A 14,348-nucleotide genomic window follows, 5' to 3' on the forward strand; every position below is an offset into this window, starting at 1 on the left:
CTGACCCCAGTTTTTGTCTTGGGGTATGTTTAAATAACCTTGGCTTCGGTACGCAGCTTGGCGACCAGCGTGGCCACGTCCGGCACCTTGATGCCGGCCGAGCGCTTGGCTGGCTCGACGACTTTCAAGGTCTTCAGGCGTGGCGCAACGTCGACGCCCAGGTCTTCCGGCTTGACGGTCTCGAGCGGCTTTTTCTTTGCCTTCATGATGTTTGGCAAGGTCACATAGCGTGGCTCGTTCAAACGCAGGTCGGTGGTGATGATCGCTGGCAAGGTCAATGCCAGGGTTTCCAGGCCGCCGTCGACTTCGCGCGTGACGGTGACTTTGCCGTCTTCCAGCACGACTTTCGAGGCGAACGTGGCTTGCGGCCACCCCAGCAGGGCTGCCAGCATCTGGCCGGTCTGGTTGCTGTCGTCATCGATGGCTTGCTTGCCCAGGATGATCAGTTGCGGCTGTTCTTTCTCGGCCAGGGCTTTCACCAGCTTGGCCACGGCCAGCGGTTCCAGTTCAGTCGTCGTTTCCACCAGGATGCCGCGGTCGGCGCCGATGGCCATGGCGGTGCGCAAGGTTTCCTGGCACTGCGTCACGCCGCAGGAGATGGCGACCACTTCAGTGACCTTGCCGGCTTCTTTCAGGCGCATCGCTTCTTCCAGCGCGATCTCATCGAAAGGGTTCATCGACATTTTGACGTTGGCGGTATCGACGCCAGTGCCGTCACTCTTGACGCGGACTTTGACGTTATAGTCGACCACGCGTTTGACGGGTACCAAGACTTTCATAGCTATGCCTTTGGGAAATTATAAAAATGACGGATCAAGTGCTGATTGTGCGTTCGATTATAAGAGAAATTTGAATCCTGAACCGAATTTAAGCACGATCGTGCGATTTTTTGTTAGAGCAATCCATCTAAATTGTCCAGCTTGCGGGATTTCAGGGGAGTCTGCCGCTACGCTGCAGGGCAGCAAAACGACGTGGAAATGGCACGGCAGGTGATCAAGCAGGCCGCGCCACGGCGGCCCCGGCTGGCAGAATTATTTGCGTTGCATCAGGAAGACGAATTCAGTACCCGTCTGCACATGCGACAGCAGGGCATTGCCCGTTTGCTTGGCGAAAGCCTGGAAGTCGCGCACGGAACCGGGATCGGTTGCCATGATGCGCAGCACTTCCCCGCTCTGCAGCTCTGACAAAGCCTTTTTCGCCTTCAGAATCGGCAAGGGGCAATTCAAGCCCCGTGCGTCGAGTTCTTTGTGAAATTCCATAATCTCGGTATCAAGTAGTGTGTCGCTCATCATCAATATCCCACCATTGTTTTGTTGCACTGATTTTCGACATACTACTCTAAATCAGGGGCATTGACGCGCTGCACCAAAATAGTTCATCGGCTGTTGTGGGGTCGCAACGAGATTCCACACGGCATAACGGCCCGCAAACAGTGTCTGCGGGCCGTTTTCAAGGGGCTGTGGGGCGAAAACCCCGCATTTCCTCTAGCTTACGCCTTATTTTGCGCGTTCGCCGACCCAGGCCGGTACGCCAGCCAGGGCATTCGCCAGACCACTGGCATCGGTGCCGCCGGCCTGCGCCATATCGGGGCGTCCGCCGCCTTTTCCGCCCACTTGCTGTGCAACGAAGTTCACCAGCTCGCCCGCTTTGACCTTGGAAGTCGCATCCGCCGTGACGCCGGCGATCAGGCTGACCTTGCCGTCGGTCACGCTGGCCAGCACGATAGCGGCCGTCTTCAGCTTGTCCTTCAGCTTATCCATGGTTTCGCGCAAACGGGCCACGTCGGCGCCTTCCAGCACGGCGGCCAGCACCTTGATGCCATTGACATCAACGGCTTGCGTGACCAGCTCATCGCCCTGGCCCGACGCCAGTTTCGATTTCAGCGCGGCCAATTCCTTCTCCAGCGCCTTCACATGGTCCTGCACCTGGACGATGCGGGCAGTCAGTTCTTCCGGCTGCGCCTTCAGGGCGTTGGCCGCTTCGACCAGGCGGCGATTGATGGTTTGCACCAGCGCCAGCGCGCCCTCGCCCGTCACGGCCTCGACGCGGCGGATGCCGGCGGCAACACCGCTTTCGCCGATGATCTTGAACAGGCCGATGTCGCCCGTGCGCTGCACGTGGACGCCGCCGCACAGCTCTTTCGAGCTGCCGATGTCGAGCACGCGCACTTCGTCGCCGTATTTCTCGCCGAACAGGGCCATCGCGCCATGCTTGACGGCATCGTCAAACGACATCAGGTGGGCTTGCGTGGCGCGGTTTTCCAGGATCTCTTTATTGACGATGGTTTCCACTGCGGCGATTTGCTCCGCCGTCATCGGTGCATGGTGGCTGAAGTCGAAACGGGTTTTGTCGGGATCGACCAGCGAACCTTTTTGCGCCACGTGGCTGCCCAGCACTTCGCGCAAGGCCTTGTGCATCAAGTGCGTGGCCGAGTGGTTGCGGATGGTGCGCGCGCGCTTGGCCGTGTCGACCTCGGCCGAGACGGCGTCGCCCACCTTCAGCACACCCGATTCCAGCACACCGTGGTGGCCAAACACGTCGGCCTGGATTTTCAGGGTGTCGCTGACGGCAAAGGTGGCCGCGCCCGATGCGATCACGCCCTGGTCGCCCACCTGGCCGCCCGATTCCGCATAGAACGGCGTGGTATCGAGCACGACGATGCCCGCTTCACCGGCTTTCAGTTCCTGCACGGGCGTGCCGGCCGCGTACAGCGCCACGACCTTGCTGCTGAACGTCAATTGATCGTAGCCGACGAATTTGTTTTTCTCGCCCGTGTACTCGACCTTGCTATCCTTGTGCGTCTTGCCGCCCTTGCGCGACAGTTCCTGGCTTTCCTTCAAGGCTGCGTCATAGCCCACCTGGTCGAACGTGATAGCGCGTTCGCGGCAGATGTCGGCCGTCAGGTCTGGCGGGAAGCCGTAGGTTTCGTACAGGGTGAAGGCGGTGGCACCGTCGATGCCCGTGGCATCCTTGGCCAGCTGCGCTTCCAGCACTTTCATACCCGTTTCCAGGGTTTCGCCGAAACGCTCTTCCTCGGCCTTGAGCATGTTGGCGACGTTTTCTTTCGCTTCTTCCAGCTCCGGATAGGCGCCGCCCATCTCGATGGCCAGATCGGCCACCAGCTTGTAGAAGAATGGCTTGGTCTGGCCCAGCTTGTGGCCATGACGCAAGGCGCGACGGATGATGCGGCGCAACACATACGCGCGCCCTTCGCTGCCAGGAATGACGCCATCGACGATCATGAAGGCGGCGGAGCGGATATGGTCGGCGATCACGCGCAGCGACTTGTTTTCCAGGTCGGTGGCACCCGTTTCGCGCGCGGCAGCGCGGATCAAATGCTGGAACAGGTCGATTTCATAGTTCGAATGCACGTGCTGCAGCACGGCGGCCAGACGCTCCATGCCCATGCCCGTGTCGACGCACGGCTTCGGCAGCTTGTGCATGACGCCCGCTTCGTCGCGGTTGAACTGCATGAACACCAGGTTCCAGATTTCAATGAAGCGGTCGCCATCTTCGTCCGGCGAGCCCGGCGGGCCGCCAGGAATGTCGGCGCCGTGGTCGTAGAAGATTTCCGTGCATGGACCGCATGGGCCCGTGTCCGCCATCTGCCAGAAATTGTCCGACGCATAGCGCGCACCCTTGTTGTCGCCGATGCGGATGATGCGTTCGACGGGCACGCCGATTTCTTTTGCCCAGATGTCATACGCTTCGTCATCTTCGATGTACACGGTGACCGTCAGCTTGTCGGCCGGCAAACCATACACCTTGGTCAGCAGTTCCCACGCGTATTGAATCGCATCGCGCTTGAAGTAGTCGCCGAAGCTGAAGTTGCCCAGCATTTCAAAGAAAGTATGGTGGCGCGCCGTGTAGCCGACGTTTTCCAGGTCGTTGTGCTTGCCGCCGGCGCGCACGCAGCGCTGCACCGAGGTGGCACGCGTGTACGGACGGCTGTCCGTACCCGTAAACACGTCCTTGAATTGCACCATGCCGCTGTTCGTCAACAGCAAGGTCGGATCGTTGCCTGGCACCAGGGAGCTGGAACGGACGATGGAATGGCCCTTGGACTCGAAAAATTTGAGGAACTTGTCGCGGATTTCAGATGATTTCATGTTTTTTTGGCAAAGAGTGGCGGCAGCTTTAAAGGGAAGATTATACGTGATATGGGTATGGTAATTGACGCCGGGCGGCCAGCATTGTTGCAAGCCTGCCCAGCAATGCAGCCCTGCCTGCTCAGGCCGGGTCGTGGCCGCTGGCGCAGGCGTGCACAGTGGTGGCAACTGCGACGCCCCCGGCTGTGGCCGTGGCGCCGGCGGCGGCATTGCAGTCGGCGCAGCGGCCATACAGGGTCAGCTCGTGGCGCTCGACGACAAAACCTTGCGGCGCCATGCGCTTCAAGTCACCCGGGCAATCATGCACGTCGAACACGCGCTGGCACGTGGTGCACTGGAAATGGTGGTGGTGGTGATTGGCGGCCGTGTTCGATTCATAGCGTGGGTTTTCGCCCGGCAAGGTCACCACGTGCACCTTTTCTTCCAGCACCAGCGATTTCAGATTGCGGTAAACGGTGGCGATGCCCAGTTGCGTCACCTGCAAGCTGGCCTGTTCGAGGATTTCCTGCGCCGACAAGGGGCGCTGGGCCGACTCGATGGCGGCTTGAATAGCGGTTTTTTGACGTGTTGTGCGTTCCATAGCCGACAGAATACACCATCCGCCTTCTTCCACCGCCCGGAAAAACTGTCACACAGTAATGATAATGGGTTATCATTATCATCTTTGGGCAGTCCCCCATCCGGCAACAGCCTGCCCAAACCCCGCCAACACCGATAGCCGATAAGGAACGCTTGCCCATGTCCGTCCGTCCTCAACAACCAACTCCCCTCGCGCTGGCCATCATGCTGGCCTTTGCCGCCCCTGCCAGCGCCCTGGCGCAGCAGGCAGCCACCTTGCCTGCCGTCACCGTTTCGGCCAGCGCACTGGCCCTGGGCAGCGACGACATGAGCACGCCAGTTAGCGTACTGGAAGGCGAGGAACTGGTGCGCGCCCGCGAGGCGACCCTCGGTGAAACCCTGGCCGGCCAGCCCGGCATCACGTCCAGCCATTTCGGCGCCGGCGCCAGCCGTCCCATCATCCGCGGCATGGATGGCCCGCGCGTCAAAGTGCTGTCCGACGGCGCCGAAGTGCAGGATGCGTCGACCATCAGCCCCGACCATGCCGTGGCGGCCGAACCGATGCTGTCGGAACAGATTGAAGTCTTGCGCGGCCCGTCCGCGCTGGCCTACGGCGGCGGCGCCGTCGGTGGCGTGGTGAATGTGATCGACAAGAAAATCCCCACGCGCGTGCCGGCAAAAGGCTTTGAAGGCAGCGCGGAAGTGCGCGCCAACTCGGCTGCGCGCGAAAAGGCGGGCGCCTTTGAAGTCACTGGCGGCTCCGGCAACATCGCCTTCCACGCGGAAGGCGTCAAGCGCGACGCGAAAGAATACAAGGTCGGCAGCGGCTGGGAAGGCGGCTCCAACGTGGCCGGCAGCTACAACAAGACGGACACGGGCAGCGTGGGCGTGTCGTGGGTGGGATCTCGCGGTTTCCTGGGCCTGGCCTTCACCAGTCAGCATGCGCAATACGGCTTGCCGGGCCATAACCACGAATTCGAAAGCTGCCACCCGCACGGCGCGCAGCTGCATTGCGGTGGCCACGAAGGCCACGACCATGGGGATGAAGAGGAACATGATCACGAGCATGCACACGAAAGCGTGCCGTACGTGAAACTCAAAAGCGAACGCTGGGACGTGCGCGGCGAATTGCGCGATCCCGTACCCGGCTTCGCCAAGCTGCGCCTGCGCGCTGCGTTCACCGACTACAAGCACGATGAAATCGAAGGTTCGGAAATCGCCACCACGTTCAAGAACAAGGGCCATGACGCGCGCCTGGAAATGGAACACCATCCCGTCTACGGCTGGCGCGGCGTGGTGGGCCTGCAAACGTCGAAGCGCGATTTCTCCGCCCTGGGCGAGGAAGCCTACGTGGCACCGACGGTAACGAAGAAACACGCGGCTTTCCTGGTCGAGGAATACAAGATCGGTCAATGGCGCTTCGAGGCGGGCTTGCGCCACGAATGGCAAGACATCACGGTCGACAGCGCCACCTTGCAAGACCGCAGCGCCAAGGGCACTTCCATCTCGCTGGGCGCCGTGTGGAAATTCGCGCCCCAGTATTCGCTGGGTTCGACCATCTCGCGTACGCACCGTTTGCCCAGCGCCGAGGAACTGTATGCGCACGGCGTGCACATGGCCACGGCCACGTATGAACTGGGCAATCAAAACCTGGGCAAGGAAACGTCGAACAATATCGACTTGACCTTGCGCAAATATGCGGGCGCCACGACGTTCTCGGCCAGCGCCTACCGCAACAAGGTGGACAATTACATCTTTGGCAGCACGCTGGACAGCCACGAAGGCTTCCAGCTGATCCAGTACGCCCAGCGCGACGCCACGTTTACGGGCGTGGAAGGGCAAATCCGCCAGCAATTGAACTCCATGTTCGGCGCCAGCGTGTTCGGCGACTATGTGCGGGCCAAGCTGGCCGACGGCGGCGGCAACTTGCCCCGCATCCCCGCCCAGCGCGTCGGCGTGAAGTTTGACGCCAACTGGCAGGCGTGGAGCGGCGTGGCCGAGTTCTACCGCGTGGGCAAACAGGACAAGGTCGCCGCGTTTGAAACGGCAACCCCCGGCTACAACATGCTGAACCTCTCCGCCAACTACGACACGCGCATCGGCACGACGCCGACCCAGTTCTACGTCAAGGCGAACAACCTGACGAACGAACTGGCGTACAGCCATACTTCATTCATCAAGAACGCGGCGCCTTTGACGGGACGCAACTTGACTGTAGGCATGCGCGTGACGTTCTAGTAGCACCTGACATAAGCTACTGCGCGTCGTGATATACGGCCTGCGATGCTCACTGTGCTATAGCACAGCTGGGCTTCTCGGCCATATCTCACTTCCGCTCGCTACGCTTCTGTCAGGCGCCATTGAGCTTAAAGCTTATCAGCTTGCCTTAATTAGATCGATCCGGTCCGTGCAAAAGCCGTCCACGCCCCAGGCCAGCAACGCGCTGGCCCGTTCCGGGGTGTTGACGGTGTAGCAGAACAGACCGTATCCCGCCTCCTTTACCTCTCGCGCCAGCTCCGGCGTCAGCTGCTGGTGGTCACAATGGATCGCCACCACGCCCAGTTCCTTCGCCTTCTGCGCCCAATCGGATGGTATGGCTTCGACCAGCCAGCCGCGCGCCAGTTCCGGCGCCGCCTGGCGCGCCGCCTGCAGGGCTTCGATGCTGAACGACGAGAGCAGAGGCAATAATTCTCCTGCAGCAATTTCCTGTGCAAAGTGGCCCCGCGTGGCCCGCGCCACCGCCGCGCCCGTGGCCACGTCAAAGCCGGGCGCCGGCTTGATTTCGATATTCATCCAGATGCGCTGCGCCTTGCAATACGCCACCACGGCGTCAAACGTGGGCACGCCTTCGCCGGCGAATTCAGGGCCGAACCAGACGCCCGCCTCCATGGCCCCCAACTGCGCGGCCGTGTAATCATTGATATGGCCGCTGCCAGCGACAGTGCGCCCCAGCTCGGGGTCGTGCACGACGACGGGCACGCCGTCGGCCGCCAGCATGACGTCGAATTCCACGGCGCGGTAGCCGTAGGCCAGGCCGCAGCGCAGGGCAGCCAGGGTATTTTCAGGCGCCAGGGTGCCGCCGCCGCGGTGCGCCAGTGTGCGTGGGTAAGGCCACATGGTGTTCCTTTATCATGAGGAGGTTGTCGGTCAAGACATCTTGCCATCATCGCGTGCCAGCGCCACCATGTAAAGGACGCGATCAGGCGATTGGCGCCACGCCTGCCATGTTTCGTCGCAGCGGCGTTGCGCCCGCATGCAGAGCCGCCCATAATTGCCGCATTGCCAATCAGAACGCCCACCCGAAAGCGGTCCCGCATGCACACGACAAACACCGCCCCCCGCAAGAAGGGCTTCCCCTACCGACGCCTGTTGGGCGATGCGCGCTATGCGCTATTGCTCAATGTCCTGTGCGCCCTGTTCATCACCTACGTGCTGAGCGGCGGACAAAGCTTCTGGCTCAACCTGCTTGCGTCCATGTGCATCGGCAGCATCGCCTTCCTGCTCATCGACGGCATCCGCCTGGCGTGGTGGGGCGAACAGCGGCGTGCCCCAGTGCTCCCCTTCACTGCCCTCATCATCGTCAGCGCCGCCGTGGCGCAAGTAGGCGGCACCATGCTGTTCGGCTGGCTGGCCAATATCGACGTTCCCGCGCCCGTCTCCATGTCGCCACGCAATGTCGGCATGACGGTCTTCACCTTGGCGGCGGCGGGGGCGGCCATCCTGTTTTTTAGCAGCCGCGAAAAAATTGCCCGCCTGCAAATGGAAGCAGCCCAGGAAAAGGCACGCGCCGAATCCGTAGCGCGCCAGGCCATGCAAGCGCAACTGCAACTGCTGCAGGCGCAAATCGAACCGCACATGCTGTTCAATACCCTGGCCAACTTGCAGGGCCTGATCAGCTTTGACCCCGACCGTGCCCAGTTGCTGCTCGATCAATTGATCCAGTATCTGCGCGCCACCCTGAGTTCTTCGCGCGCCGACACGACCACCCTGGGCCAGGAATTTTCCCTGATGCAAGCCTACCTGGGCCTGATGTCCATCCGCATGGGCGCGCGCCTGAGCTTTACGCTGGACTTGCCCGAGGCCTTGCGCCAGATCAAGGTGCCGCCCATGCTGCTGCAGCCGCTGGTGGAAAACGCCATCCAGCACGGCCTGGAGCCGAAGATCAAAGGCGGCCATATCCACGTGCAGGCGTCCACGGACGCTGGCGTCCTCATCCTCACCGTCAGCGACGATGGCCTGGGCCTCGAGCATCCGGGCCAGAGCAAAGGCACGCACCTGGGCGTGGCGAATATCCGCGAACGCCTGCACGGCATGCATGCCGATGCCGCCAGCCTGTCGCTGACCGCCAACCATCCGGCAGGCGCGACTGCCCGCCTGACACTTCCCCTTCCACCCACCATCACGAGCCCCCTCGCATGAGCCAACACACCCTGCGCGCGCCACGCGCCCTGATCGCCGAAGATGAACCCATCCTCGCCGCAGCCCTCGCACACGCCTTGCAGCGGCTGTGGCCGGAGCTCGACATCGTCGCCACCTGCCCCAACGGCGTGGAAGCCTTGCAGCAAGGCCTGGCGCTGCAGCCCGACATACTATTTCTCGACATCAAGATGCCAGGTAAGACGGGCCTGGAAGCGGCCGAGGAGCTGGCAGAACAATGGCCCGACGGTGTGCCTTTCCCCCACATCGTGTTTGTCACGGCCTATGACGAATACGCGCTGGCCGCCTTCGAACATGCGGCCGCCGACTACGTTTTGAAACCCGTCAACGATGCACGCCTGGGCAAGACAGTGGAACGCCTGCAGCAGCGCTTGCGCGACAGCGCGGGCGGCAATGGTACAAGCGGTACGGCAACGACAACGCCAGCGACGGCGGCCACGCTGGCACCGGTGGCGGCGACGGAAACAGCGGCCGCCAGCGACGACAACCTGGCCCGCCTGCTGAGCCAGCTGCAAGCCATGCTGCCGCCCGCCCCACGCCTGCAAATGATACGGGCCGCCGTCGGCAACAGCGTGCGCATGATCGCCCTGGCCGACGTCGTGTATTTCGAAGCGCTGGACAAATACATCAACGTTGTCTGCCAGGACAGCGAAGCACTGATACGCACGAGCCTGAAGGAACTTTTGCCCCAGCTGGACCCGCAACAGTTCTGGCAAATCCACCGGGGCACCATCGTCAACGCCAGCGCCATCGCCACGGCCGTGCGCGACGACGCGGGCAAGCTGTCACTGACCTTGCGCCAGCATCCTGCGCAGCTGCGCGTCAGTCCTTTGTATGCCCATCTGTTCCGCCAGATGTAAGGCGTTCATGAACCAAGGCCTAGTGTAGCTGGTGCTTCAAGTCCGACAATTCATCGTGCACCTTGAGCACGGCGCTCTTCATTTCCGGCGTCACGCTGGACGCGGTGCCGCACGCCCGCTTGGCGCGGTCACCCAAGGACTCCATCTGGTCGACGGCTTGCCGGATGCGCGCATCGTCTTGCGTGTCGATGGCTTGCCGCACGGCGCTCTTTTGCTGGTCCAGCTGCTTGATGCAATCTTTCAAGTCCATGGGCATGCCCAGCAGCTTGCCGCACAGCTGGGCCGCCTGGCCGATCGCGTGTTCGATGGCGCCAAAGCGCCGTGCCACTTCCTTTGCCTGCATCATGATGATCTCCTGTTCGCGTGGTATCCGGATTGGATCGCCAAGCTGGCACAGAGTTCCCCGCTCACGGCCATGGCGTCGAAATTTCCGTGTGGCACTTTTTTGTAAGCAGGTGTGACATTTTAGATAATGATCAACTACCTCAGATACATTGGCCTACCTGAACTACCATGCCATCCATGACCTCGTCGCCCATCCTGCTCCGCCGCGCTCCCGGCCTGCTGCTGATCGTCCTGCTGCACGCGGGGCTGGCATATGTCATCGTGCAGTCACGGCCCCGCCCTGCCACTGACGAGAACCTGCCGCAGGGTCCTGCCATCACCTGGCTGCGCCACACGCTCCCCGCGCCGCCCAAGCCAGTGGCGTTGCCCAGAGCACAAGCAGCCGCCGCGCGCCTGCCACGTCTGCCGAGCTTGCCCATCCTGGCGCCCATCAGCCGTCCCTTGTCCCCTCCCACCGTCGAACCTGCGCCAGCGCCAGCAACGCCAGAAGCGATCACGCTCGTCACGCCACCCAGCGCCGCCGAGATCCTGGCGCAAGCCAAGCGCGACGTGGGCAAGATCGACAGGGATTTGCGCGAGGAATTCCCACAGCGGGGCGGGGAGAAATTCGACGACACAGGCTTCAAGCGCATGCAGCAAGGCTTTGCCGAAGCCTACGCGGCCGTGCCGCCGAAATGGTATGAGGCGTCAAAAATCGAGGAAGTGGGCGCGAATGCGGCCAGGGGCAGCCGTACCTACAAGATCACCAGCGCGCTGGGTAGCTTGTGCGTGACCACGCGCGCGGGCAAGAATGGGGAAACGATGATCGGCAACTGCCCAAAGTAGCCGCCTCAGCCCACCGCTTCACGCGCGCCCAGCGGCTGCAGATGACGCAGGCGCAGGGCGATCAGCACGCCGCCACCCAGGCAAAGGCCCAGCATGATGATGACGCCGGTCCAGCCGTCGAAGCCCCACATCATGCCCGAGGCGGAACCGATCAGGCTTGAACCCAGGTAATAGAACAGCAGGTAGAAGGCCGAGGCCAGGGCCTGCGGCGCGCGTGCCCGGCGGCTGACCCAACTGCTGGCGATCGAATGCGAGGCGAAAAAGCCGAAGGTGGCCAGCGCCATGCCGATGACGATCAGCGGCAGGGAATTGAACAGGGTCAGTAAAATGCCGGACAGCATCAGCGACAGCATGATCCACAGCACGCCCCGGCGCCCCAGGCGGTCCACCAGGCGGCCCGCCCAGACGGAGCTGAAGATGCCGATCAGGTACAAAAAGGCCAGCAAGCCAACCGTACTCTGGCGCAAGCCGAATGGCGCGGCCAGCAGGCGGTAGCCGATGTAGTTATACAGGCTGACAAAACAGCCCATCAGCACGAAAGCCAGGCAGAACAGCCACGGCAAACCCTGGTCGGAAAAATGCTGTTTGATGGCATGCGGCAAGGCGTTCCAACCCCGGGTACTGGGCACGAAGTTTTTCGATGCGGGCAGGCTGCGCCAGAATTCGGCTGCCGCCACCACGCCTGCCACACCCAGCACGCCCAGGGCCCAGCGCCACGAGAGGAAATCGCTGAGCATGGAGGCGATCAAGCGTCCCGACATGCCGCCAAACGCGCTGCCGGCGATGTACAAGCCCATCGAAAGGCCCAGCGACGGCCCCTCGATTTCCTCGCCCAGGTAAGCCATGGCGACGGCCGGCATGCCGCCCAGGGCCACGCCCAGTGCGGCGCGGATGGCCAGCAGTTGCGCATAATCCTGGGCAAACGCGGACAAAATGGACAAAATCGCGGCGGAAAACATCGACGCCACCATCAGCGGCTTGCGGCCGATGCGGTCCGAGACGGCACTGAGCAGTACCAGCGAGATGGCCAGCAAGCCGCTCGACACAGACAAGGACCAGCTGCTTTGCGCGGGCGTCAAATGAAACTGCTGCGACAGAAGGGGAAACAGGGGCTGGATACAGTACAGCAAGCTGAAGGTGGAAAAGCCGCCGAAGAACAGCGCGCGGTTGCTGCGTTTGAATTCAGCCGTCCCTTTGGCGATGGCCGAACGGGGAGCGGGAGCGGCAGGAGCAACTGGGGCAAGCGCCGGGGTGGCGGCGGAGGCAAAAGCGAGCGATGAATCAGACATGGCCGTGTTTCGGAAAGGAAGCGAGTCTCCATGTTAGGATTGCCAACTCATATCGTCCAATATATATTTAAGGCCCAACTCATACTTTATATATATTACTGAATATGGAATTGCGCCACCTGCGTTACTTCGTCGCCGTCGCCGAAGAGCTGCACTTCACGCGCGCGGCCGAACGGCTGCACATCGGCCAGCCACCGCTGAGCCAGCAGATACAGGCGCTGGAAGGGGAACTGGGTGCGCAGTTGTTCGAGCGCAACAAGCGCTCCGTGCGCCTGACGCAGGCGGGCGCGCTCTTCCTCGACGATGCGCGGCGCATCCTGGCCCTGTCGGAACAGGCGGCCGTCACGGCGCGGCGGGCGCAGCGGGGCGAAGCGGGCGAATTGCGCATCGGCTTTACGTTTTCCACGCCATTTACGCCGTATTTCGCCACCGTCATCAACCGCTACCGCCAGCAATTCCCGCATGTCACCCTGACCTTGCACGAAATGGCGACCTTGCATCAGCTTGAAGCGATCTCGGGCAGGACGATGGACCTGGGTTTCGTGCGTCCGCCGGAAACGACCTACCCATCCGATATCAAGCTGACGCCACTGCGGCAAGACCCGCTGTTCCTCGTGCTGCCTGTCGCCCATGCGCTGGCGGCCAAGGATGCCATCGCCATTGCCGACATGGCGGGCGAAGGCTTTGTCATGTACCCCAAGGATGCGGGCACGGGGATTTATCCGCAGATTTTCCGCCTGTGCAAGGCGGCCGGCTTCGTGCCCCAGGTGGCGCAGGAGGCGGGCGAAGCATCGACCATCATCGGCCTGGTGGCGGCCGGCTGCGGCATTTCCGTGCTGCCCGCCTCGTTCGACCGCATCCGCATGGATGGCGTGTGCTACCGCCCCATCGCCGACCCGCAGGCGAGCACCAGCCTGTTATTGGCACAAAGGGAAGAAGAAACGTCGCCGCTGGTGGCGGCGTTCGTGAAACTGGCCGAGGAAGCGGCGCGGGAAGAAAAAGAATAGGCCGGCAAGTGCCGGCCCACGTTGACATATATCAGGAATAATCCGCGTCCAGTTCGGAACCCGCATAATTTTCCAGGTCCTCGAACAGGCTCTTCATGCTGGCCCGCGTGAGGATTTTATGCACAACGGTGCAGCTGCGGCGATACGATTCTATGCGCTCAAGCAACACCGGGTGATGCTGCACGGGCACCTTGGCCACCAGGGCGGCCCAGCCTTCCTCGAAGTCGGGCTTGTTCTTGCGCACGGAACGCACAAAGCGTTCAAACTCCTTCTGCCCCGTGCGCGCAATGATGCGCCCGCCGCCTTCGATGGCGAAGATGATGGCCAAGGCAATCACACCCTCGGCATTCAAGTCGCTGTCGCTGACGGGGCCGTTGTCATGGTGGCGGCGCAGCCAGCTGGCCAGGCGCACCACGGCTTGCACTTCCTTGCGCTGTTGCAATTGCACCGCATACTTTTCATAGCCGGCCCAGTTCTGGTTCGGGTCAGCCTGGCAAATATCGATGAACAGCTCGCGCAGGCGGCGCGCAAGGTAGACGGGGTCCTGGTCGTATTCACCGACCAGGGCGTCTTCCGGCAACTGCGACAGCTCCTTGATCAGGCGAAAGCCCACCTGGAATGCGTGCTCGGCGCCGTGCTCGACGAGGAAATCGAGGGCGGCTTGGTCACCTTCATGCGTGACGGCCTGCTCCAGGCCCAGCGACACGCCGCCCACCGTCAGGTACAGCGCTTTCTGGATGCCGTCGGCCGTACGTTCATTCGTGAACTTCTCGGCCACCATGGCCGTGATGCCCGTCAATTCGTCGGCCAGGTCCAGCGCCGCGTCCTCGCGCGGGTCGTTCGGCAACAGCTTGATGGCGCGCACCAGGCGCGGAAGATTCTCTACAACAATTGCTGGCAGCATTAGACGTTCCCTGC

General features: G+C 62.1%; 13 protein-coding genes. 5 read left to right on the forward strand and 8 right to left on the reverse strand.

What is annotated here, in order from left to right:
* Positions 1–29: 29 nt before the first annotated feature.
* The 4 genes from ACQ4WN_RS05045 to ACQ4WN_RS05060 all read right to left on the reverse strand — a co-directional run bounded on the left by ACQ4WN_RS05045 (position 30) and on the right by ACQ4WN_RS05060 (position 4,689).
* Positions 30–779 (reverse strand): electron transfer flavoprotein subunit beta/FixA family protein, encoded by a 750-nt coding sequence (locus ACQ4WN_RS05045; protein ID WP_099379460.1) that lies wholly within the window; start codon positions 777–779, stop codon positions 30–32.
* Between the two features lie 252 nt (positions 780–1,031).
* Positions 1,032–1,259, reverse strand: a complete 228-nt coding sequence (locus ACQ4WN_RS05050; RefSeq protein ID WP_010395510.1) for a sulfurtransferase TusA family protein — start codon at positions 1,257–1,259, stop codon at positions 1,032–1,034.
* A 237-nt stretch (positions 1,260–1,496) separates the two neighbouring features.
* Positions 1,497–4,109: an alanine--tRNA ligase gene (gene alaS, locus ACQ4WN_RS05055; RefSeq protein ID WP_436550532.1), complete on the reverse strand. Its 2,613-nt coding sequence runs from the start codon at positions 4,107–4,109 to the stop codon at positions 1,497–1,499.
* 121 nt (positions 4,110–4,230) lie between these two features.
* Positions 4,231–4,689, reverse strand: a complete 459-nt coding sequence (locus ACQ4WN_RS05060; protein ID WP_436550533.1) for a Fur family transcriptional regulator — start codon at positions 4,687–4,689, stop codon at positions 4,231–4,233.
* Positions 4,690–4,847: 158 nt separating this feature from the next.
* On the opposite strand from ACQ4WN_RS05060, the gene ACQ4WN_RS05065 reads away from it, so the two are divergent.
* Positions 4,848–6,905: a TonB-dependent receptor domain-containing protein gene (locus tag ACQ4WN_RS05065; protein WP_436550534.1), complete on the forward strand. Its 2,058-nt coding sequence runs from the start codon at positions 4,848–4,850 to the stop codon at positions 6,903–6,905.
* Between the two features lie 138 nt (positions 6,906–7,043).
* Here ACQ4WN_RS05065 and ugpQ read toward each other — a convergent pair whose 3' ends face one another.
* A complete protein-coding gene (ugpQ, locus tag ACQ4WN_RS05070) occupies positions 7,044–7,784 on the reverse strand; it encodes a glycerophosphodiester phosphodiesterase (RefSeq protein WP_436550535.1) in 741 nt (246 codons plus the stop codon).
* Between the two features lie 198 nt (positions 7,785–7,982).
* Here ugpQ and ACQ4WN_RS05075 point away from each other — a divergent pair, with 198 nt between their 5' ends.
* The gene (locus tag ACQ4WN_RS05075; RefSeq protein ID WP_436550536.1) at positions 7,983–9,086 is read left to right on the forward strand and encodes a sensor histidine kinase; all 1,104 of its coding nucleotides are present in this window, start codon (positions 7,983–7,985) and stop codon (positions 9,084–9,086) included.
* Positions 9,083–9,964 (forward strand): LytR/AlgR family response regulator transcription factor, encoded by an 882-nt coding sequence (locus ACQ4WN_RS05080; protein ID WP_436550537.1) that lies wholly within the window; start codon positions 9,083–9,085, stop codon positions 9,962–9,964. The genes ACQ4WN_RS05075 and ACQ4WN_RS05080 overlap by 4 nt, the downstream gene beginning before the upstream one ends.
* 19 nt (positions 9,965–9,983) lie before the next feature.
* Here ACQ4WN_RS05080 and ACQ4WN_RS05085 read toward each other — a convergent pair whose 3' ends face one another.
* Entirely contained in the window at positions 9,984–10,310 is a 327-nt protein-coding gene (locus tag ACQ4WN_RS05085) for a hypothetical protein (protein ID WP_436550538.1), read from the reverse strand.
* 167 nt (positions 10,311–10,477) lie between these two features.
* Between ACQ4WN_RS05085 and ACQ4WN_RS05090 the strand changes: the two genes are divergently transcribed.
* Complete coding sequence (locus ACQ4WN_RS05090) at positions 10,478–11,134, forward strand: hypothetical protein (protein ID WP_436550539.1); 657 nt, start codon at positions 10,478–10,480, stop codon at positions 11,132–11,134.
* Positions 11,135–11,139: 5 nt separating this feature from the next.
* Here the strand turns inward: ACQ4WN_RS05090 and ACQ4WN_RS05095 are convergent, their stop codons facing one another.
* Positions 11,140–12,423, reverse strand: a complete 1,284-nt coding sequence (locus ACQ4WN_RS05095) for an MFS transporter (protein WP_436550540.1) — start codon at positions 12,421–12,423, stop codon at positions 11,140–11,142.
* 104 nt (positions 12,424–12,527) lie between these two features.
* On the opposite strand from ACQ4WN_RS05095, the gene ACQ4WN_RS05100 reads away from it, so the two are divergent.
* Complete coding sequence (locus ACQ4WN_RS05100; RefSeq protein WP_436550541.1) at positions 12,528–13,430, forward strand: LysR substrate-binding domain-containing protein; 903 nt, start codon at positions 12,528–12,530, stop codon at positions 13,428–13,430.
* A 31-nt stretch (positions 13,431–13,461) separates the two neighbouring features.
* Here the strand turns inward: ACQ4WN_RS05100 and ACQ4WN_RS05105 are convergent, their stop codons facing one another.
* A complete protein-coding gene (locus ACQ4WN_RS05105; protein ID WP_436550542.1) occupies positions 13,462–14,334 on the reverse strand; it encodes a hypothetical protein in 873 nt (290 codons plus the stop codon).
* Positions 14,335–14,348 lie beyond the last annotated feature (14 nt).

This window comes from Janthinobacterium pasteuri (assembly GCF_051380775.1).
GTDB lineage: Bacteria > Pseudomonadota > Gammaproteobacteria > Burkholderiales > Burkholderiaceae_D > Janthinobacterium.